Source organism: Variovorax robiniae (genome assembly GCF_037889955.1).
GTDB classification, from domain to species: domain Bacteria; phylum Pseudomonadota; class Gammaproteobacteria; order Burkholderiales; family Burkholderiaceae_C; genus Variovorax; species Variovorax robiniae.
Genome location: NZ_JBBKZS010000002.1, coordinates 461,808 through 484,356, shown reverse-complemented (window position 1 = coordinate 484,356; position 22,549 = coordinate 461,808). Strand labels below are relative to the sequence as shown.

Genomic DNA, 22,549 nt, shown 5'->3' with positions numbered 1-22,549 from the left:
CATCCCCAGGTGCTGGGTGGAGCGGACACTGTAGCGGTCGGCTATTGCGGTCGCAAATCGTCGGCCGACCACAGCCGCTCGCCGCCATGGTCCAGGTGCGTGAGGTACAGGCGGAGGTCGAATTCGAGCTGGTGGTAGGCCGGCTCCATGTGAGTGCAGAGGCTGTAGAAAGCCTTGTCGTGCTCGCGCTGCTTCATGTGCGCGAGCTCGTGCACGACGATCATGCGCAGCCACTCTTCCGGCACTTCCTTGAACAGGCTGGCCACCCGAATCTCGCGTTTGGTCTTGAGCTTGCTGCCCTGCACGCGCTGCACCGTGGTGTGCGTGCCGAGGGCGTTGCGGATGACGTGCAGCTTGCTGTCGAAGGCGACCTTGTGAAGCGGCTCGGCGTTGCGCATGAACTCGGACTTGAGGCCGTTCACGTAGTCGTACAGGGCGCGGTCGGTGCGGATCTCGTGCGCGGTGGCGTAGCGCTTGCGCAGCAGGCCGGCGAGGCCGCTCGGTGAATCGATCTGCTGCTTCACCTGCGCGAGCAGCGCGGGCGGATAGCCGGCCAGGTATTTCATCTACGCCTTGCCGCGCGCCGCGTAGGCGAGGCCGGCCGCGACACCGCCGAACAGGTCACCCTCGACCAGCGGCACACCGACGAAGCCATGGCGCAAGGCCTGCTGGAACGGGCGCAGCGCGGACGAACCGCCGGTCAGGTAGATCGCGTCGAGATCACCGCTGCGCAGGCCGGCGCGATGCACGCAGGCATGCGCGCAGGCGACGACGGATTCGAGTTGCGTGGCGAGTTGCTGCGCCATGTCTTGCGGCGTCAGCGTCGTGGCCAATCCGGGCTCGGCGCTGTCGAGTTCGATGGCGACTTCTGCATCGGAAACGGAGGCCTGGATCTTGGCCTGTTCGACTGCGTTGGCAATGCGATGGCCGTCGGCCTGCTTGAGCACGCGCATGAGCCGGTCGTGCATTCGCGTGTCGCTGTAATTGGTACGCAGCAGTTGCGTCTGGCGGATGGCCTTGGGCGTCTGCTGCCAGTGGATCAGGTGCCAGGTCGAGAGTTCGAAGAACACCGTGCTCGGCACTTCGCGGCCTTGCGGGCCGAGATGGCGGAAGCCCAGGTGCGGCATCACGCGCTCGAGGTTCAGGCGCTGGTCGAAGTCGGTGCCGCCGATGTGCACGCCGGTGGTGGCGAGCACGTCGTCGCTGCGGTCGGCGCGTGAGATGCGATCCGGGCCCACGCGCACCACGGTGAAGTCGGAGGTGCCACCGCCGATGTCGGCGATGAGGATCAGCGATTCCTTGGTCACGCGCTGCTCGTAGTCGAAGGCCGCGGCGATCGGCTCCAGCTGGAAACTCACTTCGCGGAAGCCCGCGACGCGCGCGGCCTGGCGCAGGCTGTCTTCGGCACGCTGGTCGCGCTTGCTGTCGTCATCGACGAAGTGCACGGGCCGCCCGATGACGGCACGCTCGGGCCGATGCCCCAGCTCGCGCTCGGCGCGCGTGGCCAGCTCGTGCAGGTAGCGCGCGATGATGTCCTCGTAGCTCAGCATGCCGTCGTACACGGCCGTCTGCTCCTGCATCAGCGCGCTGCCGAGCAGGCTCTTGAGCGAGCGCATCAGCCGGCCTTCGGTGCCGGCGAGGTAGAGCGCAACCGCCTCGCGCCCGAAGTGCGTGCTGCGATCCTCCGCATTGAAGAAGAGCGCGGTCGGCATCGCCGTGTAGTCGCCTTCGAGCGGCAACAGGCGCGCCGGCCCGTCGGCGACCGCCGAGGCGATGGCCGAATTGGAAGTGCCGAAGTCGATGCCGATCGCCGCGGCCGATGTGGCCTTGGCTCGCATCACGCCTCTCTGCGCAATGCCGGGAACAGGATCACGTCGCGGATGCTGGGCGAGTCGGTCAGCAGCATCATAAAGCGGTCGATGCCGATGCCGCAGCCGCCGGTGGGGGGCATGCCGTATTCGAGGGCGCGGACGAAGTCGTGGTCGTAGAACATGGCTTCGTCGTCGCCGCTGTCCTTGGCGGCGACCTGTGCGTTGAAGCGGGCGGCCTGGTCCTCGGCGTCGTTCAGTTCGCTGAACCCGTTGCCGAATTCGCGACCGGTGATGTAGAGCTCGAAGCGTTCGGTGACTTCCGGACGGTCGTCGTTGGCGCGGGCCAGCGGCGAGATCTCGGTCGGGTGTTCCATGATGAAGGTCGGCTGCCAGAGCTTCTCTTCGACGGTCTCCTCGAAATACATCACCTGCAGGGAAGCCAGGCTGCGTTGCGACAGCTTGTCCTTCTCCTCGCTCAGGCCGATCTTGCGCAGGGCGTTGATGAGCCAGGTGGTGTCATCGACGTTCGCGCCTGCATCGGTGTGCTTGAGGATGGCTTCGCGGATGGTCAGGCGCTCGAAGGGCTGGCTCAGGTCGACGGCCTTGCCCTGGTAGGTGAGCTGTTCGGTGCCGACGGTCTTCTTCGCGATCGTGCGAATGATCATCTCGGTGAAGTCCATCAGGTCCTGGTAGTTCCAGTAGGCCGCATAGAACTCCATCATCGTGAACTCGGGGTTGTGCCGCACCGAGATGCCTTCGTTGCGGTAGCTCCGGTTGATCTCGAACACGCGCTCGAAGCCGCCGACGATCAGGCGCTTCAGGTACAGCTCGGGCGCGATGCGCAGGAACATCTCCTGGTCGAGCGCGTTGTGGTGCGTCTTGAAGGGCTTGGCATTGGCGCCGCCGGGAATGGGATGCAGCATCGGCGTCTCGACCTCGAGGAAGTCGTTGGCGACCATGAATTCGCGCAGGGCGCTGACGGCGCGGCTGCGTGCGGCAAAGCGGGCGCGCGCGGTTTCGTCGGTGATGAGGTCGACGTAGCGCTGGCGGTACTTCTGTTCCTGGTCGGCCATGCCGTGGAACTTGTCGGGCAGCGGACGCAGGCTCTTGGTCAGCAGGCGCAGCTTCGTGACCTTGACCGACAGCTCGCCGGTCTTGGTCTTCATCAAGGTGCCTTCGGCGCCGAGGATGTCGCCCAAGTCCATCTTCTTGAAGTCGGCATAGGCCTCTTCGCCGATCGCGTCGCGCGTCACGTAGAGCTGGATGCGGCTGGTCGAGTCCTGCAGCGTGGCGAAGCTGGCCTTGCCCATCACGCGCTTGAGCATCATGCGGCCGGCGACGCTGACCGCCACGGCTTGCGCTTCGAGCGCTTCGGGCTCGGTCTCGCCATGCGCGGCGATCAGCGCGGCGGCACGGTGCGCCGGCTTGAAGTCGTTGGGGAACGCGACGCCCTTGCCGTTGGCCTGCGCCGTGCGCATGGCCTTGAGTTTCTCGCGACGCTCCGCAATGAGCTGGTTGTCGTCGACAGCGGGCGCGGCGGCGACGGTTGCGGGCGTGGGAACGGATGGCGTCAGGTGATCGGACATGGGTGCTGCTGCGAATCAGGTGAGGGGGAGGGCGCGGCGGGCGATTCGGAGGGTCGCGTTGCGCAAGGCGGGCATTTTAGCCCATAGGGTTCGCCCGGATTGGGGCTGGAGTGCCCGCCGATCCTGCATTGGTTGCTATCAAAAAAATAGCAAACTATTCAGCAATACCCGTATGTGCGAGCAGATCGCTGACCAACTCGAGCCGCATGAGCGGGCTGTCGAGTTCCAGCAATCGTTGCTTGGCGGGGGTCTGGATCGGCAGGAACTCGCACCAGCGGTTGGCGACCCAGCCGCAATCTTCGAAGCGATAGGGCTTGTAGATCGGCAGGTGCATGGCGTCCATGGCCTGCATGCTGCGCCGTTCCGCCAAGGTATCGATCACGCGTTTCAGCGCAACAGAGGCATGGCGCAGGTCGTCTGGAATGGACACGGCGACGTCGTCCTCAATGGACTCGACCTGCGCGGTCCACAGGCCGTACTGCTGCTGCGCGCTGCTGTGGATGCGAAAGCGCTGGCCGCCCACGCATTCGATCTGCAGCAGGCCCGCCTGCGGCGACTCGAACGAGCGGATCGTGGCCAGCGTGCCGACTTCCGCGAAGCGCTCGTCCTGCGCGCCGGCCCGGAGCACCTCGCTGCCTTGCGTGAGGCTCACCACACCGAAGGGTTCGCCGTTGCGGTAGCACTTGTTGATGAGGTCGAGGTAGCGCACTTCGAAGATGCGCAAGGGCATGAAGCCGCCGGGGAACAGCACGGTGCCCAGTGGGAAGAGCGGCAATGGCATGGTCGTCGGCGGAGGTGGCTGCGGCATGACGAGTTCCCTGGCAGGTGACTGGCTGGAAGTCGCGCGAGGATTCTGTGCTTCCACGCGGAAGGGATCGCCATTGTTGCCTGTTGTCGATCGGTTGACGTTTCGGGTTTCATGCGCATCGGGCATGGGGCGCCGCGACCAGCGAAAGTCTGCCGGCGCTAGGCGGGCGCGTGGGCAAGCCGTGGCTATCATCGCTGCACGTTCCTGTTAGCACCAATGACTCAGATTTTTTCGTACCTCCTGGAAGTGATCGTCGGCTTGCTCGGCGGGGCTTGCCTGCTGCGGCTCTACATGCAGTACCAGCGCGTGCCCTTCGGCAATCCGCTGGGGCGCTTCGTGTTCGCGGTGTCGGACTGGATCGTGGTGCCGCTGCGGCGGGTGGTGCCGCCGTTTCGCCGGTGGGACCTGTCCAGTGCGCTGGCGGCGTGGCTTCTGGTGCTGGTGAAGTGCCTGTTCCTGATGTTCATGGGCGAGCCGACGAGTTGGGCGACCTTGCCGCTGGTGGCGGTGGTCGACCTGCTCCGGCTGGCCGTGTCGGGGCTGATGGCACTGCTGATCGTCTATGCCGTGCTGTCGTGGGTGCCCGGCGCGTCCTCGATGCTGCAGGACCTGATCGCCCGGTTGTCCAAGCCGCTCGTTCGTCCGATTCGTCGCTATGTGCCCTTGATCGGCGGGGTGGACCTGACGCCGCTCATCGCGGTCGTGCTGCTGCAGGTCGTGGCATTCGTACTGGTCGATCTGCGCGGATGGGTCATGCACTTGGGGTAGTAGAGGGGAGCGCTCGGGGCGCGCGAGATTGCTACAGCCGGTAAATGGGGGTTGTAGATATCTTGCTAATATATTTACACTGACGCCAGGCCTCGCCATGGAGCGCGATGCCTCGAACCCAGGAGCGTCCCCCCATGAGCAACCCCCGCTGGCAAGGCATCTTCCCTGCCGTCACCACCAAGTTCCACGCCGATGAAAGCATCGATGCCGAAGGCACCGCGCGGCACATCGACTTCCAGATCCGCAACGGCATCCATGGCCTGGTGACCTGTGGCTCGCTCGGCGAGGCCAGCACGCTGATGCTGGAGGAAAAGCTGGAGGTGGCGCGCATCGCGCTGGAGGCGGCCAACGGCCGTATCCCGGTGCTCGCCAACGTCTCCGAGACCAGCACGCGCGAGGCGCTGCGCTACATCGACGGCGCCAACAAGCTCGGCGTGGCCGGGTTCATGGTGATGCCGTCGGTGATCTACGTGGCCGATGCGCGCGAGGCGATGCTGAACGTGCGCACCATGGCCGAGGCCGCGCAGAAGCCGGTCATGGTCTACAACAACCCGGTCGCCTACCGGGTCGACCTGAAGCCGGAGCACATGGTCGAACTGGCCGATTGCCAATGGATCGCGGCCATCAAGGAGAGCACGGACAACATCCGCCGCATCACCGACCTGCGCAATGTGCTGGGCGACCGCTACCAGTTGTTCCTCGGTGTCGACGACCTGGCCTATGAAGGCCTGGCGCTGGGCTGCGATGGCCTGCTGGCCGGCGTGGGCTGTGCGTTTCCGCGCGAGACCGTGGCGCTCTACGACCTCATGAAGGCCGGCCAGTTCGCCGAGGCACTCAAGTTGTATCAGTGGATGACACCCATGCTCCATCTGGATGTATCGACGAAACTGGTGCAGAACCTCAAGTTGATCGATGTGTTGGCCGGTGTCGGCACCGAGCACATGCGTCGTCCGCGCCTGCCGCTGATCGGCGAGGAGCGCAAGGCCGTCGAAGCCATCGTGCAGAAGGCGCTGGCGACACGGCCGGTTCAGTATCAATCGGTGGCCTGACGGCAGCCGGTTGCAATCTTCCAAAACTGAAGGAGACAAGGGATGAAGAACTACCGGAACATTTCGTGCGTGGCCCTCGCGGCCATGGCGTTCGCGGGCCACGCGATGGCGCAGGAGCAGGTCGTCAAGATCGGGCAGACGGGCCCGCTGTCCGGGCCCAACGCCTTTGCCGGCAAGGACAACGAGAACGGCGTGCGCCTGGCCATCGAGGAACTCAACGCGAAGAAGATCGTGGTCGGCGGCAAGACGCTGAAGTTCGTGCAGGTCTCCGAAGACGACCAGTGCGATGCCAAGGCCGGCGTCGCGGCGGCGCAGAAGTTGGTGGACGACAACGTCAAGTTCGTCATGGGCCCGTACTGCTCGGGCGTGGCCATTCCGGCATCGCGCGTCTACGCCCAAGGCGACACGCTGGTGTCGACGGTCGGCACCAATCCCAAGGTCACGCAGGGCGGCTACAAGAACCTGTTCCGCATCATCGCCAGCGACAACCAGATCGGCTCGGCGATGGCGGTCTATGCGGCCAAGGTGCTCAAGGCCACCAAGGTGGGCGTGATCGACGACCGCACCGCCTTCGGCCAGGGCGTGGCCGAGGAGTTCGTCAAGGAAGCGAAGAAGCAGGGCCTGACCGTGGTGGGGCAGGAGTTCACCACCGACAAGTCGGTCGACTTCCAGCCGATCCTCACGCGCCTGAAGGCGCAGGAGCCGCAGGCCATCTTCTTCGGCGGCTACGCGCCACAGGCCGCGCCGATGGTGCGGCAGATGAAGGGCCTGGGCATGTCGGCCAAGCTGCTGGGCGGCGACACCCTCTGCAGCCCTGAGATGGGCAAGATCGGCGGCGAAGCGGTCAACGACGTCGTGTACTGCGCTCAGGGCGGCACCATGCTCGACAAGGCGGCCGGCGGCGCAGCCTTCAAGGCCAAGTTCAAGAAGCAGTTCAACCTCGACCCCGACGCTTACGCTGCTTCTTTCTACGACCAGTTGATGTTCATCGGCGAGGCCATCCAGAAGACGGGCTCGCTCGACCCGAACAAGGTCGCGGGCTACCTCTACAAGAACAGCTACAAGGGCGCCGTCGGCACCTACAGCTATGACGACAAGGGCAACATGACGCAGGCGCCGATCACGGTGTCGACGTTCAAGAACGCCGCGCCGACGCCGCTCGCCAGCTACTGATGCCCATGCACCGCATCCAGGTCATCGACTCGCACACGGGCGGCGAGCCCACGCGTCTCGTCATCGGCGGGTTCCCTGACCTCGGAGGCGGCAGCATGGCCGAGCGCAAGGCGCTGCTGGCGCGCGACCACGACAAGTGGCGCGCGGCCACCGTGCTGGAGCCGCGCGGCAGCGACGTGATCGTCGGCGCCTTGCTGTGCGAGCCGGTCTCGGCGGAAGCTGCGGCCGGCGTCATCTTCTTCAATAACACCGGCTACCTCGGCATGTGCGGTCACGGCACCATCGGTCTGGTCGTGTCGCTGGCGCACATGGGGCGCATCGGCGTCGGCGAGCACAGGATCGAGACACCGGTCGGCACAGTCACGGCGACGCTGCATGACGACGGCTCGGTCAGTGTCCGCAACGTGCCGGCGTATCGGCATCTGGCGCAGGTCGCCGTCGAGGTGCCGGGCCATGGCCGCGTGCTTGGCGACGTGGCCTGGGGTGGCAACTGGTTCTTCCTGGTGAGCGAGCAGGAGCATGGGCAGCGCGTGGCCAGCGACAACCTGGCCGCGCTCACCCGCTACACCGCGACTCTGCGCGCGGCCCTGGCGGCGCAAGGCATCACGGGCGCCGAGGGCGCCGAGATCGACCACATCGAACTTTTCGCCGGCTCGACCGCCGATGCGGACAGCCGCAACTTCGTGCTGTGCCCCGGCGAGGCCTATGACCGTTCGCCTTGCGGCACGGGCACCAGCGCCAAGGTCGCCTGCCTCGCCGCCGACGGCAAGCTGGCGCCCGGCGAGGTGTGGCGCCAGGCCAGCGTGATCGGGAGCGTGTTCGAGGCCAGCTATGCGGTGGTGGACGGGCAGGTTGTTCCGACGTTGCGCGGTCGCGCGCACATCAGTGCCGAAAGCACGCTGTTGATCGATGACAGTGATCCCTTCGCCTGGGGCATCCGAAAGGTATGAATATTTCTACTGCGGCCACCGATCTCGGGTCTGCGGTGCTCACCGCACGAGAGTGCGGTTCCGCTCCTCAACCCGACTTCGGCGCCCTCGCTACGAAATCTTCACACCTTTGGACGCGTCGCCGATCGACCGATGCAAGCTGAAGTTCTTGTGATCGGCGCCGGCATCGTCGGCGCGGCCTGCGCCCACGCGTTGGCGAAGGCGGGGTTGCAGGTCCGTGTGCTCGATGCTGGCTTTGGCGGCGCAACCGGCGCCGGCATGGGCCACCTTGTCGTCATGGACGACAACCCGGCGGAGCTGGAGTTGAGCCGCCATTCGCTCGAACTGTGGCGCGGCCTCGCGCCCCTCATGGCTGCTGACTGCGCCTGGAGCCCCTGCGGCACGCTCTGGATCGCTTCTGACACAGCCGAGATGGCCGCCGCCGAAGACAAGCAGGTGCGGCTGGCGCAGCAGGGCGTCGCCTGCCGCCTGCTCGATGCCGCCTCGCTGACGCGCGCCGAGCCAGCATTGCGGCCCGGCTTGGCCGGCGCGCTTGAAGTCATGGGCGACGGCATCGTCTATGCGCCGAATGTCGCGCGCTGGCTGCTGGCGCAGGGCGGCGACCGCATCGAGGTCGAACATGCGCAAGTCCAGGCCATCGATGACCGTGGCGTGCGCCTGGTCGGCGGGGCTGTGCGTGAGGCGCCGCAGGTGCTGCTGGCCAACGGCATCCAGGCCACGCAACTGTGCCCGGGGCTTCCGATTCGCCCCAAGAAGGGCCACCTGGCCATCACCGACCGCTACCCGGGCACGGTGCACCATCAACTGGTCGAATTGGGCTACGTCACCAGCGCGCATCACAGCGAGCAACCCTCGGTCGCCTTCAACCTCCAGCCCCGGCCCACCGGCCAGTTGCTGCTGGGGTCGTCGCGCCAGTTCGACACGGTCGACCCGTGCGTGGAGCCGGACATGCTCGCCCGGATGCTCGGGCGCGCGATCGACTACGTGCCCGGCTTGGCCGCGCTCAACATCCTGCGCACCTGGACCGGCCTGCGCGCCGCCACGCCCGACAGCTTGCCGCTGCTCGGGCCGCATCCGATGCGCGAAGGCCTCTGGCTCGCCGTCGGTCACGAAGGCCTGGGCGTGACCACTGCCACCGGCACGGCAGCCTTGCTGGCTGCGCTGATGACGGGGCGTGTCCCGGCCTTCGATCCCGCGCCCTACGCGGCAGAGCGCTTTGCGCAGGCGACTGCCGCATGAAGCACATGTCATCCATCGTGCTCCAGATCAACGGCAAGCCGGTTGCCGTACCGGCCGGCAGTTCGGTGGCTGCGGCGCTGCGCAGCGCGGACGTGGCCGGATTGGGGGTCACGCGCCGCTCCGTCCTGGGCGAAGCGCGTGCGCCGTTCTGCGGCATGGGCATCTGCCAGGAATGCCGCGTGAGCATCGACGGTGCGCGCCGGCTGGCCTGCCAGACCGCCTGCGTCGCGGGCATGAAGGTGGAGACCGGGACGTGACCCAGCTCGCGCTCGACGACTGCGATGTGCTGGTCATCGGCGCCGGCCCGGCGGGCATGGCCGCGGCCGCAGCGGCAGCCTTCGGCGGCGGTTCGGTGGTCGTGATCGACGACAACCCGGCGCCGGGTGGCCAGATCTGGCGCGATGGCCCGGACGTGGACTTGCCCGAGGTCGCTCGCGAAGCCCGCAACACCATGGCCCAGCGCGCCAACATCCGCGTCCACTGCGGTACCCGCGTCGTCGCCGCGCCGCGCGCCCGGCAACTGTTGCTGGAAGACGCGGAACGCGGCTGGCTGCTGCAGTGGAAGAAGCTGATCCTGTGCACAGGTGCCCGCGAACTGCTGCTGCCCTTTCCCGGCTGGACCTTGCCCGGCGTGACCGGCGCCGGTGCGCTGCAGGCGCTGATCAAGGGCGGCATGCCGGTGAAGGGCGAACGCATCGTGGTCGCCGGCACCGGGCCCTTGCTGCTCGCCGCGACCGCGACCGCCACCCAGGCCGGCGCCGAGGTGCTGCGCGTCGCGGAGCAGGCCCCGTGGCGCGATGTGCTCGGCTTTGCGATGCAATTGGCGCGCTGGCCGGGCAAGGCGCGCCAGGCGCTGATGCTGATGCACTCGGGCTACCGCTGCGGCAGCCACGTGCTGTCGGCCCAGGGCGAGGGCCGACTCGCATCGGTGACGCTACGGCGCGGTCGTGTCGGGACCCAGGAACTGGCCTGTGATCGCCTGGCCTGCGGCTTCGGCCTGGTGCCGAACACCGAGCTGGGACGCTTGCTGGGTTGCGCGGTCACCGTGCAGCCGGGCGGACCGGCCCTCAACGTGAATGCCAACCAGGCGACCAGCGTGCCGAACATCTTCGCGGCTGGTGAATGCACCGGCATCGGCGGCAGCGAGCGGGCGCTGCTGCAGGGCGCGATCGCCGGGCATTCGGCGGTGGGGCGCAGCATTCCGGCGGAAGGCCAGCGCGAAGACCTCGCACATTGGGACGCCTTTGCCGCGCAGCTGAACCGATGCTTCTCACCCGGGGAGGGGCTGCGCAAGCTGGCACAAGCAGACACCGTCTTCTGCCGCTGCGAAGACGTGCCCTACGGCGCGTTGGCCGGTTGCGCGAATTGGACCGACGCCAAGCTGCACACGCGTTGCGGCATGGGGGCGTGCCAGGGGCGGGTCTGCGGGGCGGCTGCGCAGTTCCTGCTCGGCTGGACTTCGGCAACGCCGCGTCCGCCCTTGACCCCGGCGCGCGCTGCCACGCTGGCCGGTTTCGCGCCGTCGCTTCCGGACGCCCCCATGGCGCAGGGACAATGAGGCTCGCCAACCTGCCGTCGACATGCCTGCCACCACTCCTGCAACTTCCCTCGCCCCGTCCAAGCGCCGCGCCGCGGACGTGGCCTACGACGCCATCGAAGTCCTGATCGCCACGCTGCAACTCCAGCCGGGCAGCCCCGTCGTCGAGGGTGAACTGGTGGAAATGACGGGCCTGGGCCGCACGCCGGTGCGCGAGGCGCTGCTGCGCATGGTCTCCAACGGCCTCATCGTGCAGCAGCCCCGTCGCGGCCTGCTGGTGTCGGCCATCGACCTGGCCGATCACCTCGACGTGCTCCAGACCCGCCGCGTGCTGGAGTGCCTCATCGCAGGTTGTTCAGCGCGCCGGGCCACGGCCGAGCAGCGCAAGGCGATCGTGTTGCGCGCCGAGAAGATGATCAAGGCCGCGTCGCGCGGCAATCTCCACGACTACATGCAGGCCGACCACGAACTCGATGTGGTCAACCACCAGGCCAGCCACAACCAGTCCGCCGTGCAGTGCGTGGTGCCGCTGGTCGTGCAATGCCGGCGCTTCTGGTACGCCTACCAGCATGAAGGCGAGATCGGCGAAGCCGCGCGCATGCACATGAAGCTGGCCGAAGGCATCGCTACCGGCGACGAGGCCGCGGCCGTGGCCGGCGCCAACCAGTTGCTGGACTATCTCGAGGTATTTGCGCGGCGGGTGATCGACAAGTAGCCGAACCCGCGGCGGAAGATCAGCTCACCGCGTCAGCGGGCTGGCGCAGCAGCATCGCCAGCGTGTTGGCAATGGTCTTGCGCAACTCGCGGCGGTCGCTGATGAAGTCGATCGCGCCCTTGGTCTGGAGGAACTCGGCACGCTGGAAGCCTTCGGGCAAGGTCACGCGCACGGTCGATTCGATGACGCGCGGGCCGGCAAAGCCGATCAGCGCCTTGGGTTCCGCGATCACCACGTCGCCCACGAAGGCGAAGCCGGCCGAGACGCCACCCATGGTCGGGTCGGTCAGCACGCTGATGTAGGGCATGCCCTTCTTCGCGAGCCGCGTGAGCGCAGCATTGGTCTTGGCCATCTGCATCAGCGACAGCAGGCCTTCCTGCATGCGCGCGCCGCCGGTGGCGGTGAAGCAGATGAAGGGCACCTTCTGCTCGATCGCGGTCTCGACACCGCGCACGAAGCGCTCGCCGACCACGCTGCCCATGCTGCCGCCCATGAACTCGAACTCGAAGCAGGCGACCACCACGCTGATCGAATGCACGGAACCGCCCATGACCACCAAGGCATCGGTCTCGCCGGTGTTCTCCAGCGCTTCTTTCAGGCGCTCGGGGTACTTGCGGCTGTCCTTGAACTTGAGCGCGTCGACCGGCAGCACTTCCTGGCCGATCTCGTAGCGGCCTTCCGCGTCGAGGAAGGCGTTGAGCCGGGCGCGCGCGCCGATGCGATGGTGATGGCTGCAGCTCGGGCAGACGTTCTGGTTGTGCTCCAGGTCGGTCTTGTAGAGCACCGTCTCGCAGCTCGGGCATTTGATCCACAGGCCTTCGGGGACCTGCCGACGCTCGCTCGGGTCGGTCTGGACGATCTTGGACGGAAGCAGTTTTTCAAGCCAGCTCATGTGGGGAATCCTGAGTTCTCAAGAAGGAATGCCTTCTTGATTGTTCACTCCCTCTCCCGCCAGCGGGAGAGGTTTGGGGTGAGGGTCAATCGTTGCGCCACCGCCAACCCGGAGGGCCGGCGTGAGCGCAAAACGCTTAATTATCGACCAGCCGCGCCCTTGCCGGTAGCCGAAGGCAGCGCATCCAGCGCCTGGCGAATCCCCGCCAGGAATTCGCCCACCACGGGCACCACCTTGTCGCGCGGCTGCTCCTCGATCAACTGGATGATCTTGGTCCCGATGACGACGGCATCAGCCGCCGCGCCGACCGCCTGCGCCGTGCGCGCATCGCGGATGCCGAAGCCCACGCCCACCGGAATGCTCACATGCGTGCGGATGCGCGGCAGCATCTGCCCGACCGCATCGGTATCGAGGTGCCCGGCGCCCGTCACGCCCTTGAGCGACACGTAATAGACATACCCGCTGGCCAGTCGCGCCACCTGCGCCATGCGCTCGTCGGTGCTGGTCGGGGCCAGCAGGAAGATCAGGTCGATGTTCTTCGCGCGCAGTTCGGCCGCGAAGTCCTCGCATTCCTCCGGCGGATAGTCCACGATCAGCACGCCGTCGACGCCGGCCGCCGCCGCGTCGCGCACGAAGGCGCCCTTGCCGTGGATGCCGTCGTAGCGCTCGACCGGATTGGCATAGCCCATCAGCACGACCGGTGTCTTCGCGTCCGTCTTGCGGAACTCGCCGACCATCGCCAGCACCTGTTTCATGCCGATGCCCAGCGCCAGCGCCTTTTCACCGGCCTGCTGGATCACCGGGCCATCGGCCATCGGGTCGGAGAAGGGCACGCCGAGTTCGATGACGTCGGCGCCGGCTTTCACCATGCCGTGCATGAGTTCCGGCGTGATGTCGGCGAACGGGAATCCTGCCGTCACGTATGGAATCAGCGCGCGGCGGCCTTGGGCCTGGAGCGCCTCGAAGGTTGCACCAATGCGGCTCATGCCTTGCCTCCCTTCACTTGCAGACCGCGCATGGAAGGGCGGTCATAGAAATCGACGCCCGACAGGTCGGCCACTGTGCCGATGTCCTTGTCCCCACGCCCCGAGAGGTTCACGAGGATCGATTGATCGGGTCGCATGGTCTTCGCAAGCTTCATCGCATAGGCCATCGCGTGGCTCGATTCCAGGGCGGGAATGATGCCTTCGGTACGGCACAGGTAGTGGAAGGCATGCAGCGCTTCCTCGTCGGTGATGCCCACGTACTCGGCGCGGCCGATGTCGGCCAGGTACGCATGCTCGGGGCCGACGCCCGGGTAGTCCAGGCCCGCGCTGATGCTGTGCGTCTCGGTGATCTGTCCGTCCTCGTTCTGCAGCAGGTAGGTGCGATTGCCGTGCAGCACGCCCGAACTGCCGCGCAGGATCGAGGCCGAATGCTTGCCGCTGTCCAGCCCTTCACCGGCCGCTTCCACGCCGACCAGGCGCGTGTTCTTGAACGGGATGTAGGGGTAGAAGATGCCCATCGCATTGCTGCCGCCGCCCACGCAGGCGACCACCACATCAGGCTGCCGGCCTTCCGCCTCGCCGGTGATGCCTTGCGCCGCGAGCATCGCCGGCATCTGGTCGATCGCCTCGATGCCGATCACGCTCTGGAAGTCGCGCACCATGGTCGGGTACGGGTGCGGGCCGGCCACGGTGCCGATGATGTAGAAGGTGTTCTCGACGTTGGTGACCCAGTCGCGCATCGCTTCATTCAGTGCGTCCTTCAGCGTCTTGCTGCCCGATTCCACCGGCACCACGGTGGCGCCCAGCAGGTTCATGCGGTAGACGTTGGGGCTCTGGCGCTTGACGTCCTGGCTGCCCATGTAGACCACGCATTCGAGGCCGTAGCGGGCGCAGATCGTGGCCGTGGCCACGCCGTGCTGGCCCGCGCCGGTCTCGGCGATCACGCGCGGCTTGCCCATGCGCTTGGCGAGCATGGCCTGGCCGATCACGTTGTTGATCTTGTGGGCGCCGGTGTGGTTGAGGTCCTCGCGCTTCAGGTAGATCTGCGCGCCGCCCATTTCCTGGCTGGTGCGGGCCGCGTGGTAGACCGGGGAAGGGCGGCCGACGAAGTGCTTCAGCTCGTAGTGGAATTCGGCGAGGAAGGCCGGGTCGTCCTTGAAGCGCGCATAGGCATCGCGCAGCTCGTTGATCGCGTGGGTGAGCGTCTCGCTCGCGAAGGTGCCGCCGTAGGGGCCGAAATGGCCGCTGGCGTCGGGTTGCTGGTAGGTCTGGGTGTCCATGTTTCTCTCGTTCGTTGGCCGCAGCCCACGCCCGGAGGAGTCATGGGGTGCGACGGTCAGGTGGCGTTCGAATCCGCCGCGCGGACGGCGGCAATGAATTCGCGGATCTTGGCGGCGTCCTTGATGCCCTTGGAGGCTTCCACGCCGGAACTCACGTCAACGGCCAGCGTCTTGCAACGCGGGCGCAACGCACGGATGCCATCGCCGACGTTGGCAGGCGACAACCCACCAGACAAGACGAGGTGAGCGTTTGCGACGTGTGGAAGGAGTGACCAATCGAATGCCTTGCCGCCTCCGCCGAATCCGTCGACATGGGCGTCGAGCAGGATGGCCTGGGCGTTGGAGAAATCAGCCGCGTATTTTACGAGGTCGAAGGCCGCGCCGGCAGGGCCGATCGGAATGCGGGCGGCGCGCAGGTAACGAAAGCGGCCGTTGCCGGCGCCTTCGTCGCACTGGGCTGGGGTTTCGTCGCCGTGGAACTGGGCCATTGCGCCGGGCACCTTGGCCAGGGCGGCGGTGGTCGTCGGCGCGTCTTCATTGACGAACAGCAGCACGGGCGTGACGAAGGGCGGCAGGCGAGAGGCCAGTTCGGCCGCGCGTTCGGCGCTCACGGCGCGTGGGCTCTTGGGATAGAGGACGAAACCGATGGCGTCAGCGCCGGCTTCAATGGCGGCATCGACGTCCTGCTCGCGGGTCAGTCCGCATATCTTGATTCTTGTCTTGGTCATGCCCAGCCATCATAGGCAGGGCGCCCGGACTGCATCGTCGCCTCGGCCGGCAGGCCCCACTTGGCGTCGTACAAGGGGCCGAGGAAGTAGAGCCCGTCCGGCGAAAAAGTCGGCGCGGCAACCACGCGGCTGCGCGCTTGCAGGACTTCGCTGATCCATTCCGGCCGTTCGTCGCCATGGCCGATGCGCACCAGGCAGCCCATGATGTTGCGGATCATGTGGTGCAGGAAGGCGTCGGCCTCGAATTCGAATTGCCAGCGGCAGCGCTCGCCCTCGCCGATGCGCGTGATCTCGATGCGGCGCAGGTTCTTCACCGGCGACTTCGCCTGGCAGGCCGAGGCGCGGAAGGAACTGAAATCGTACTCGCCGACCAGCAGCGCCGCAGCTGCACGCATTGCATCGCCATCCAGTGCGCGCATCGACCAGCCGACCCGGCCCGCTTCAAGACTCGGCCGCACCGGCGATTGCGAGAGCAGGTAGATGTAGCGGCGCGCCAGCGCCTGGGCGCGGCAGTGGAATTCGTCGGGCACCGGCACCGCCCACTGCACCGCGATGTCGTCCGGCAGGAAGCGGTTGGTGCCGCGCACCCACGAGTTGGGCGTGCGCTCGATGTCGGTGTCGAAGTGGATGACTTGGAGGATGCCGTGCACGCCGGCATCGGTGCGGCCCGCACAGAGGGTGCCGATGCGCTTCCGGGCGAAGTCGGCGAGGGCCTTTTCCAGCTTGTCCTGCACCGTCTGGCCGGACAACTGGCTCTGCCAGCCCTGGTAGCCCTGACCGTTGTAGCGAATGCCGAGGGCCAGCCTCACAGCGCAACGGTCATGGGCGGGGCATGGTTCAGGCGAGCTGCGTCAGCAACTGCCTGGCTTCGGCCTTGAGGTCGCCGGTGGCTTCGGCCGCCACTTCCTCGACCAGCGAGCGGGCGCCTTCGGCATCGCCGATGGCTTGCAGTTCACGCGCCAGCGACAGCTTGATGGCGTGCGGGCTTTCGTGCGGGTCGTCGTGGCCTTCGAGGCTGCCGCGGCTGGTCTCGAGCGGTGCACGGCCGGTCATCGAGCTCATGTCGAATTCGATGAAGCCGGAATCGCCCGGCAGGCCGGCGCGCAAGGTGGCGGGCTGGGTGCGTTCCTCGTCATGCGCGGGCGCGCGGCGCATCGGTTCCAGCGCGGCGGGGGCCGTGTCGAAATCGTTCGCGAATTCGGTGTGGTCGTGGCCGTCGTCGAGCGGGGCGCGCACGGTGCGCTCGTAGTCGTCGATGTCCGGGATCGAAGGGCGCGCCTGCGGAAGGCTGGCGCTCGGCGGCGTCGGCATGGCAACGGCGACGGGTACCGGCACCGGCACGGGTTGCACCGGTACCTTGGCGGCGACAGGGGGCTTGCTCAGGTCGAGGTCGAAGTCCAGCGGCGCCACCGATGCCACGAAGGCGGGCGGCGATGCAATCGGTTCGCGCGCGGGCTCGCGCACGGTCGGCGTGGCCGTCGGCTCCATCGGGATCGTGACCGGGCCGTCGGCGAGGGTCGCCGCGCCTGCACCTGCTGCCAGCGAGCGCACGCCGGGTTGGTACAGCGGGTTGCCCGGGTCCAGTTCGCGACCCATCTCGACCACGCGATTCCATTCGGTACCGGTGCCGCCGGTCAGCTTGTGCACGTCGGCGGCCATCGCCTCGTAGGCGCGAAGGTCGCGGCGCTTGGCATGGATTTCGAGCAGCTTGAGGTGGATCGCGGTGCGCTCCGGCGTGATCCGCAAGGCTTCGCGCAGGATTTCCTCAGCTTGCAGGTCGCGGCCATAGGCCAGGTAGACGTCGGCTTCGGCCACCGGGTCCACGTCGCCGGCGTCGAGTTGGCTCGGCGAGTACGAGAGCGACGACGAGGCCGCGCCACGGTTCCTGGTGTCGACCGATTCGCCGCCGCTGGCGCCGAAGAAGGAATCCTTCGGGATGCGGCTTTCGAGGAAGACGCTGTCGCCCGCGTCCTGGCGCTTGCGGCCGAGCACGCGGTAGAGCAGGAAGCCGATGAGCAAGGCGATCAGCGCGGCGGCGCCGAGCATCAGCGGGTTGTCCATCAACTCCGCGAAGAAGCCGCGCTCGGCCGGCGTCGGGGTCTTCACCGGCGTGACCGCCGGGAGCTTGGCGGCAGGCGCAGGTGCGGGCGTGGCGGCCACGGGCGGTGCCGGCGGGGTCGTTTCAGCGGTGGGCGGAGTCGCGGGCGCCGCAGCGACGGGCACCGTCACGCCGGGCGTTGCAGGTGCTGCGGGCGTGGCGGCGGCCGGAGCTGCTGGCGCTGCGGCAGGGGCGGTTGCGGCCGGAGCGGCGGCGGGCGTCGCGGGCGCGGCGGCCGGTGCGCCGGGTGCCGTGGCGGCAGGCGCGGTCGCGCTCTGCAGCTTGTTCAGTTCCGAAATGTTCTTCGACAGTTCGGCCACGCGGGCGCTGGTGTCCTTGGCCTGGCGTTCCGCGGCCAGCTTTTCGTCGGCTGCCGCGGTTGGCCCGCCGGGCGACACGGTGAGCTTGTCGGGCGAGGCGGCGCCGGCATTGCGGTCCTGGACGTTGGTCTGGAGCTTGCCGCCGGCTTGCCGATCCGCGCGGGCGACCCGCGACGTCGGCGCGTTGCCGGCCAGGCGCTGGCGGTAGTCGGCGAAATCGCGGCTTTGTGCGGTGACCGTGCGACGGGCTTCGTCGGGCGGCGTCGCGGTGGCCTGTGCGGCGGTGGGCACGTTGATGACCGCGCCGGACTTCATGCGGTTGACGTTGCCGCCAAGGAAGGCATCCGGGCTGGTGCGCAGCATCGCCACCAGCATCTGGTCGAGCGACACCTCGGCCGGCTTGTAGGCGCCGGCGATCTTGCTGGCGGTGTCGCCGGGGCGCACCGCAACCTGTTGGCCATCGCCGGTGCCAGTGCGAACGCTCCGCTCGGCTGCGGGCATCGGCGCGGGCGAGGGTGCCGGCACCGGACGTGGGCGCGGCGGCGGGGCGACCTGCGCCACCGGCGGTGCAGCGGGAGACTGCGCCATGCGCGTCGGCGGCGCATTGCCGATCTGCATCTGCGGCCCGACGGGGTTGATCGGCACGGCGGCCTGGCGGCTGCGCGGCGGATCGAGCAGCACGGTGTAGTCGCGCACGACACGACCGCCGCCCCAGTTGGCTTCGAGCAGCAGATCGATGAACGGATCGTTGAGCGAGCGGTTGCCGGCCAGGCGCACGACGTAACGGCCATCGGCGCGGCGTTGCAGCTGCATGCGGACGTCGGCGAGGGCGGAGTTGTAGGCGACACCCGCGGCCTGGAAGGCTTCGGGCGACGCGATGTTGAGCTTCATGCTGTCGGCTTCGGCAGCACTGATCTCGGTGACGTCGATCTCGGCACGCAACGGTTCGCCGAGGGCCGATTGCACGTTGAGCCGGCCCAGTGCCAGCGCGCTGGCATCCATGCTCACCAGACCCAATGCGAGCGCAATGGCCGTGCTCAGCAATGAGAGTTGACCGCTGCCCGTTGAAGTGGGGGTGGGCCGGGTGACCGGATTCAGGTTCACGTGCAGCGGAGGTCTTGTCATGCTCATAGGGGGCAACATTGCCCAGAAGTGTAAGAGAACGTTAACACCATCACCCCCCAGTGACAAGGCAGCAGCTTAGACCAGACCAGTGCGTGCCAACTTCGGCCGCAAAAATCCGTGGCTGTTTCGCAACGTCACCCTCTGCATCAGGCGTCGAGCAGGATGCGCAGCATACGACGCAATGGCTCGGCCGCGCCCCAAAGCAGTTGGTCGCCGATGGTGAAGGCTCCCACATATTCCGGGCCCATGGCCAGCTTGCGGATGCGGCCGACAGGGATATTCATGGTGCCGGTGACCGTGACGGGCGTGAGGTCCTTGACGGTGGCTTCGCGGGTGTTGGGCACGACCTTGACCCAGGCGTTGTCGGCGGCGATGAGCGCCTCGATGTCGGCGACGGGCACGTTCTTCTTGAGCTTGAAGGTCAGCGCCTGGCTGTGGCAGCGCATCGCGCCGACGCGCACGCAGAAGCCGTCCACCGGCGTGGCGGCGGTGCCGAAGCCCGCGCCCTGGCCGAGGATCTTGTTGGTTTCGGCGCCGCCCTTCCACTCTTCCTTGGACACGCCCCAGTCGGCATCGTCATGCGACGCCGCGCCGATGCCGAGGTCCTTGTCGATCCAGGGGATCAGCGAGCCGCCCAGCGGTGCGCCGAAGTTGGCCGTCTCCGCCGCCGACAGGTTCTGCTGCTTGTGCAGCACCTTGCGGTCGATCTCCAGGATGGCGGACTTGGGATCGTCCAGCAGCGCCTTCACTTCGGAGTTGATCGTGCCGAACTGCGTCAGCAGCTCGCGCATGTGCTGCGCGCCGCCGCCCGATGCGGCCTGGTAGGTCATGCTGGTCATCCACTCGACCAGGCCGGCCTTGTACAGCGCGCCCACGCCCATCAGCATGCAGCTCACGGTGCAGTTGCCGCCGATCCAGTTCTTGCCGCCCTTGTTGAGGGCGTTCTGGATCACGGGCAGGTTGACCGGGTCCAGGATGATGATCGCGTCATCCTTCATGCGCAGCGTGGAGGCCGCGTCGATCCAGTGGCCGTTCCAGCCCGCGGCGCGCAGCTTGGGGAAGACTTCGGTCGTGTAGTCGCCGCCCTGGGCGGTGATGACGATGTCGCACTTCTTGAGCGACTCGATGTCGTACGCATCCTTCAGCGCGGTCTCGTTCTTGGCCATCGCAGGGGCCTTGCCGCCGGCGTTGGAAGTCGAGAAGAACATCGGCTCGATGAGACCGAAGTCGCCTTCGGCCTGCATGCGGTCCATCAGGACCGAGCCGACCATGCCACGCCAGCCCACGAGGCCGACCAGGGGTTGAGATGCGTACGCCATTTTGAAAAGTGCCCTATGTCAAAAAAGAAAAGTGGTTTCTCTTTGCGCCCGACTCGTCGAGCCGGGGGGCGTGACGAAGCGGGCTGCGGTTAGCCGGTAATCGTCTTTTTGGTGATTGCTGCAACAACCGCGTCACCCATTTCACGGGTGCCGACGCGCTTCGTGCCTTCCGACCAGATGTCGCCGGTGCGCAGCCCTGCGGCAAGCACCTGCTGAACCGCCGACTCGATACGAGCGGCAGCTTCGGGTTGGTTGAGGGAGAAACGGAGCATCATGGCAGCGGAGAGGATTGTAGCCAAAGGATTGGCAACACCCTTGCCGGCGATGTCCGGCGCGCTGCCGTGGCTTGGTTCATAGAGGCCCTGGTTGCTCGAATTGAGCGAGGCCGAGGGCAGCATGCCGATGGAGCCGGTGAGCATCGCGGCCTCGTCCGAGAGGATGTCGCCGAACATGTTGCCGGTGACGACCACGTCGAACTTCTTCGGTGCCTTGACCAGTTGCATGGCGGCGTTGTCGACGTAAATGTGGTCGAGTTCGACGTCCGGGTACTCCTTGCCGACTTCGGTGACGATGTCCTTCCAGAACTGGAAGGTCTCCAGCACGTTGGCCTTGTCGACGCTGGTCACGCGCTTGCTGCGCTTGCGGGCGGCTTCGAAGGCGACACGGGCGATGCGCTCGACCTCGGGGCGCGAATAGCGCATCGTGTCGAAGGCTTCTTCGGCGCCGGGGAAGTGGCCGTCGACGGCGGTGCGGCGGCCGCGCGGCTGGCCGAAGTAGATATCGCCGGTGAGTTCGCGAATGATGAGGATGTCGAGGCCTGCGATCAGCTCGGGCTTGAGGCTGGATGCGCCGACGAGTTGCTCGTAGCAGATGGCCGGGCGGAAGTTGGCGAACAGGCCGAGGTTCTTGCGCAGGCCGAGGATGGCCTGTTCCGGGCGCAGCGGGCGGTCGAGCTTGTCGTACTTCCAGTCGCCGACGGCGCCGAAGAGCACGGCGTCGGATTCCTTCGCGAGCTTGAGCGTGGACTCGGGCAGCGGATGGCCGTGCGCCTCGTAGGCGGCGCCGCCGACGAGGGCGGTTTCCATCTCGAACTTCAGGTCGAGGACGTCGAGCACGCGGACGGCTTCGGCGACGATTTCGGTGCCGATGCCATCACCGGGGAGGACTGCGATTTTCATGAGTGTCGAAGGTTGTGGTTGGTTGTTTTTTCAGTGCTCGTCGCCGAGCCAGTGCGACAGGCGATGCTCGCAGGTCTTGAAGATGACGTAGGCCACCATGCTCAGCGCGCCGTTCAGCACCAGGTGAAAGAGCTGGACCAGCGCGCCGTCCATGACGGCCTGCCATCCCTGTTCGGCCAGGAAGGTCGCATTGGCCTGGAACAGGTAGATGAGATTCAAGGTCCCGATGCCGAAGGCAAAGAAGCTCAGGCACAGGACGATGAAGGTCAGCCACAGCCGCGACAGCACCCAGCGCTGGAACAGGCGGCGCATGGCGGACCCGCGTCTCAGCTCACCATCGTGTGCGCAAGCCAGGGCTTGGTGGCGAGGCGTTCCTTCTCGAAGGCCTGGATCTTGTCCTTGTGGCGCAGCGTGAGGCCGATGTCGTCGAGGCCGTTGAGGAGGCAGTACTTGCGGAAGGCCTGCACGTCGAAGGCGAGTTCGGTGCCGTCGGGCTTGACCACGGCCTGGCGTTCCAGGTCGATGGTGAGCTGGTAGCCGGGGAAGGCGAAGACTTCATCGAACAGCTTGGCGACCTGCGCTTCGGGCAGCACGATCGGCAGCAGGCCGCTCTTGAAGCTGTTGTTGAAGAAGATGTCGGCGTAGCTCGGCGCGATGATGGCGCGGAAGCCGTACTGGTCCAGCGCCCACGGCGCGTGTTCGCGCGAGGAACCGCAGCCGAAGTTCTGGCGCGCGATCAGGATCGAGGCGCCGGCATAGCGCGGCTGGTTCAGCACGAAGTCCGGGTTCGGCTTGCGGCTGGCCGGGTCCTGGCCGGGTTCGCCGGTGTCCAGGTAGCGCCAGGCGTCGAACAGGTTCGGGCCGAAGCCGGTCTTGCGAATCGACTTCAGGAACTGCTTGGGAATGATCGCGTCGGTGTCGACGTTCTCGCGATCCATGGGGGCGACGAGGCCCTTGTGTACGGTGAATTTCTGCATGGTGTGGGTT

22 protein-coding genes are annotated in these 22,549 nt (G+C 66.9%); 8 read left to right on the top strand and 14 right to left on the bottom strand.

All coding sequences use genetic code 11. From position 1 onward, the window contains the following. Positions 1-41: 41 nt before the first annotated feature. The 4 genes from WKW79_RS06490 to WKW79_RS06475 form a co-directional block, all read right to left on the bottom strand. Positions 42-566, bottom strand: coding sequence for a YgjP-like metallopeptidase domain-containing protein (locus tag WKW79_RS06490; RefSeq protein WP_340334287.1), 525 nt, complete (start codon positions 564-566; stop codon positions 42-44). Next, a complete protein-coding gene (locus tag WKW79_RS06485) occupies positions 567-1,838 on the bottom strand; it encodes an Hsp70 family protein (RefSeq protein ID WP_340334286.1) in 1,272 nt (423 codons plus the stop codon). Then, on the bottom strand, positions 1,838-3,397 hold the full coding sequence (gene lysS, locus WKW79_RS06480) for a lysine--tRNA ligase (RefSeq protein WP_340334285.1): 1,560 nt from the start codon (positions 3,395-3,397) through the stop codon (positions 1,838-1,840). Before lysS ends, WKW79_RS06485 begins: the two co-directional genes overlap by 1 nt. Positions 3,398-3,551: 154 nt before the next feature. Further along, entirely contained in the window at positions 3,552-4,205 is a 654-nt protein-coding gene (locus WKW79_RS06475; RefSeq protein ID WP_340334284.1) for an LON peptidase substrate-binding domain-containing protein, read from the bottom strand. Between the two features lie 216 nt (positions 4,206-4,421). On the opposite strand from WKW79_RS06475, the gene WKW79_RS06470 reads away from it, so the two are divergent. The 8 genes from WKW79_RS06470 to WKW79_RS06435 all read left to right on the top strand — a co-directional run bounded on the left by WKW79_RS06470 (position 4,422) and on the right by WKW79_RS06435 (position 11,636). After that, a complete protein-coding gene (locus WKW79_RS06470) occupies positions 4,422-4,973 on the top strand; it encodes a YggT family protein (protein ID WP_340334283.1) in 552 nt (183 codons plus the stop codon). A 134-nt stretch (positions 4,974-5,107) separates the two neighbouring features. Continuing rightward, complete coding sequence (locus WKW79_RS06465; protein WP_340334282.1) at positions 5,108-6,022, top strand: dihydrodipicolinate synthase family protein; 915 nt, start codon at positions 5,108-5,110, stop codon at positions 6,020-6,022. A 42-nt stretch (positions 6,023-6,064) separates the two neighbouring features. Continuing rightward, entirely contained in the window at positions 6,065-7,195 is a 1,131-nt protein-coding gene (locus tag WKW79_RS06460) for a branched-chain amino acid ABC transporter substrate-binding protein (protein ID WP_340334281.1), read from the top strand. Between the two features lie 5 nt (positions 7,196-7,200). Beyond that, positions 7,201-8,145, top strand: coding sequence for a 4-hydroxyproline epimerase (locus WKW79_RS06455; protein WP_340334631.1), 945 nt, complete (start codon positions 7,201-7,203; stop codon positions 8,143-8,145). Positions 8,146-8,277: 132 nt separating this feature from the next. Continuing rightward, the gene (locus tag WKW79_RS06450; RefSeq protein WP_340334280.1) at positions 8,278-9,384 is read left to right on the top strand and encodes an NAD(P)/FAD-dependent oxidoreductase; all 1,107 of its coding nucleotides are present in this window, start codon (positions 8,278-8,280) and stop codon (positions 9,382-9,384) included. Positions 9,385-9,389: 5 nt separating this feature from the next. Next, positions 9,390-9,641, top strand: coding sequence for a (2Fe-2S)-binding protein (locus WKW79_RS06445; protein WP_340334630.1), 252 nt, complete (start codon positions 9,390-9,392; stop codon positions 9,639-9,641). Next, entirely contained in the window at positions 9,638-10,942 is a 1,305-nt protein-coding gene (locus tag WKW79_RS06440) for an FAD-dependent oxidoreductase (RefSeq protein WP_340334279.1), read from the top strand. Before WKW79_RS06445 ends, WKW79_RS06440 begins: the two co-directional genes overlap by 4 nt. Positions 10,943-10,964: 22 nt before the next feature. After that, a complete protein-coding gene (locus WKW79_RS06435; RefSeq protein ID WP_340334278.1) occupies positions 10,965-11,636 on the top strand; it encodes a GntR family transcriptional regulator in 672 nt (223 codons plus the stop codon). Between the two features lie 19 nt (positions 11,637-11,655). On the opposite strand, the gene accD is transcribed toward WKW79_RS06435, so the two are convergent. The 10 genes from accD to leuD all read right to left on the bottom strand — a co-directional run bounded on the left by accD (position 11,656) and on the right by leuD (position 22,539). Next, complete coding sequence (accD, locus tag WKW79_RS06430) at positions 11,656-12,528, bottom strand: acetyl-CoA carboxylase, carboxyltransferase subunit beta (protein WP_340334277.1); 873 nt, start codon at positions 12,526-12,528, stop codon at positions 11,656-11,658. Between the two features lie 140 nt (positions 12,529-12,668). After that, positions 12,669-13,514 (bottom strand): tryptophan synthase subunit alpha, encoded by an 846-nt coding sequence (trpA, locus tag WKW79_RS06425; RefSeq protein ID WP_340334276.1) that lies wholly within the window; start codon positions 13,512-13,514, stop codon positions 12,669-12,671. Beyond that, complete coding sequence (gene trpB, locus WKW79_RS06420; RefSeq protein ID WP_340334275.1) at positions 13,511-14,794, bottom strand: tryptophan synthase subunit beta; 1,284 nt, start codon at positions 14,792-14,794, stop codon at positions 13,511-13,513. Before trpB ends, trpA begins: the two co-directional genes overlap by 4 nt. A 56-nt stretch (positions 14,795-14,850) precedes the next feature. Beyond that, a complete protein-coding gene (locus tag WKW79_RS06415; protein ID WP_340334274.1) occupies positions 14,851-15,522 on the bottom strand; it encodes a phosphoribosylanthranilate isomerase in 672 nt (223 codons plus the stop codon). Continuing rightward, positions 15,519-16,331, bottom strand: a complete 813-nt coding sequence (gene truA / locus WKW79_RS06410) for a tRNA pseudouridine(38-40) synthase TruA (protein ID WP_340334273.1) — start codon at positions 16,329-16,331, stop codon at positions 15,519-15,521. The genes WKW79_RS06415 and truA overlap by 4 nt, the downstream gene beginning before the upstream one ends. Before the next feature lie 28 nt (positions 16,332-16,359). Further along, entirely contained in the window at positions 16,360-19,065 is a 2,706-nt protein-coding gene (locus WKW79_RS06405; protein ID WP_340334272.1) for a motility hub landmark protein FimV, read from the bottom strand. A 146-nt stretch (positions 19,066-19,211) separates the two neighbouring features. Next, positions 19,212-20,384 carry an aspartate-semialdehyde dehydrogenase gene (gene asd, locus WKW79_RS06400; RefSeq protein WP_340334271.1) on the bottom strand — a complete coding sequence of 391 codons (1,173 nt, stop codon included), beginning with the start codon at positions 20,382-20,384 and terminating at the stop codon, positions 19,212-19,214. A gap of 89 nt (positions 20,385-20,473) precedes the next feature. Further along, positions 20,474-21,562, bottom strand: a complete 1,089-nt coding sequence (gene leuB, locus WKW79_RS06395; protein WP_340334270.1) for a 3-isopropylmalate dehydrogenase — start codon at positions 21,560-21,562, stop codon at positions 20,474-20,476. Between the two features lie 30 nt (positions 21,563-21,592). Then, the gene (locus WKW79_RS06390) at positions 21,593-21,874 is read right to left on the bottom strand and encodes a hypothetical protein (protein ID WP_340334269.1); all 282 of its coding nucleotides are present in this window, start codon (positions 21,872-21,874) and stop codon (positions 21,593-21,595) included. 14 nt (positions 21,875-21,888) lie between these two features. Then, positions 21,889-22,539, bottom strand: a complete 651-nt coding sequence (leuD, locus tag WKW79_RS06385) for a 3-isopropylmalate dehydratase small subunit (protein WP_340334268.1) — start codon at positions 22,537-22,539, stop codon at positions 21,889-21,891. Positions 22,540-22,549: the final 10 nt, after the last annotated feature.

What these genes read in the sequence shown, in the direction of transcription:
- WKW79_RS06490 (WP_340334287.1), bottom strand. Translation starts at nt 566, where the DNA reads ATGAAATACCTGGCCGGCTATCCGCCCGCGCTGCTCGCGCAGGTGAAG.
- WKW79_RS06485 (WP_340334286.1), bottom strand. Translation starts at nt 1,838, where the DNA reads ATGCGAGCCAAGGCCACATCGGCCGCGGCGATCGGCATCGACTTCGGC.
- lysS (WP_340334285.1), bottom strand. Translation starts at nt 3,397, where the DNA reads ATGTCCGATCACCTGACGCCATCCGTTCCCACGCCCGCAACCGTCGCC.
- WKW79_RS06475 (WP_340334284.1), bottom strand. Translation starts at nt 4,205, where the DNA reads ATGCCGCAGCCACCTCCGCCGACGACCATGCCATTGCCGCTCTTCCCA.
- WKW79_RS06470 (WP_340334283.1), top strand. Translation starts at nt 4,422, where the DNA reads ATGACTCAGATTTTTTCGTACCTCCTGGAAGTGATCGTCGGCTTGCTC.
- WKW79_RS06465 (WP_340334282.1), top strand. Translation starts at nt 5,108, where the DNA reads ATGAGCAACCCCCGCTGGCAAGGCATCTTCCCTGCCGTCACCACCAAG.
- WKW79_RS06460 (WP_340334281.1), top strand. Translation starts at nt 6,065, where the DNA reads ATGAAGAACTACCGGAACATTTCGTGCGTGGCCCTCGCGGCCATGGCG.
- WKW79_RS06455 (WP_340334631.1), top strand. Translation starts at nt 7,201, where the DNA reads ATGCACCGCATCCAGGTCATCGACTCGCACACGGGCGGCGAGCCCACG.
- WKW79_RS06450 (WP_340334280.1), top strand. Translation starts at nt 8,278, where the DNA reads ATGCAAGCTGAAGTTCTTGTGATCGGCGCCGGCATCGTCGGCGCGGCC.
- WKW79_RS06445 (WP_340334630.1), top strand. Translation starts at nt 9,390, where the DNA reads ATGTCATCCATCGTGCTCCAGATCAACGGCAAGCCGGTTGCCGTACCG.
- WKW79_RS06435 (WP_340334278.1), top strand. Translation starts at nt 10,965, where the DNA reads ATGCCTGCCACCACTCCTGCAACTTCCCTCGCCCCGTCCAAGCGCCGC.
- accD (WP_340334277.1), bottom strand. Translation starts at nt 12,528, where the DNA reads ATGAGCTGGCTTGAAAAACTGCTTCCGTCCAAGATCGTCCAGACCGAC.
- trpA (WP_340334276.1), bottom strand. Translation starts at nt 13,514, where the DNA reads ATGAGCCGCATTGGTGCAACCTTCGAGGCGCTCCAGGCCCAAGGCCGC.
- trpB (WP_340334275.1), bottom strand. Translation starts at nt 14,794, where the DNA reads ATGGACACCCAGACCTACCAGCAACCCGACGCCAGCGGCCATTTCGGC.
- WKW79_RS06415 (WP_340334274.1), bottom strand. Translation starts at nt 15,522, where the DNA reads ATGACCAAGACAAGAATCAAGATATGCGGACTGACCCGCGAGCAGGAC.
- WKW79_RS06405 (WP_340334272.1), bottom strand. Translation starts at nt 19,065, where the DNA reads ATGACAAGACCTCCGCTGCACGTGAACCTGAATCCGGTCACCCGGCCC.
- asd (WP_340334271.1), bottom strand. Translation starts at nt 20,384, where the DNA reads ATGGCGTACGCATCTCAACCCCTGGTCGGCCTCGTGGGCTGGCGTGGC.
- leuB (WP_340334270.1), bottom strand. Translation starts at nt 21,562, where the DNA reads ATGAAAATCGCAGTCCTCCCCGGTGATGGCATCGGCACCGAAATCGTC.
- WKW79_RS06390 (WP_340334269.1), bottom strand. Translation starts at nt 21,874, where the DNA reads ATGCGCCGCCTGTTCCAGCGCTGGGTGCTGTCGCGGCTGTGGCTGACC.
- leuD (WP_340334268.1), bottom strand. Translation starts at nt 22,539, where the DNA reads ATGCAGAAATTCACCGTACACAAGGGCCTCGTCGCCCCCATGGATCGC.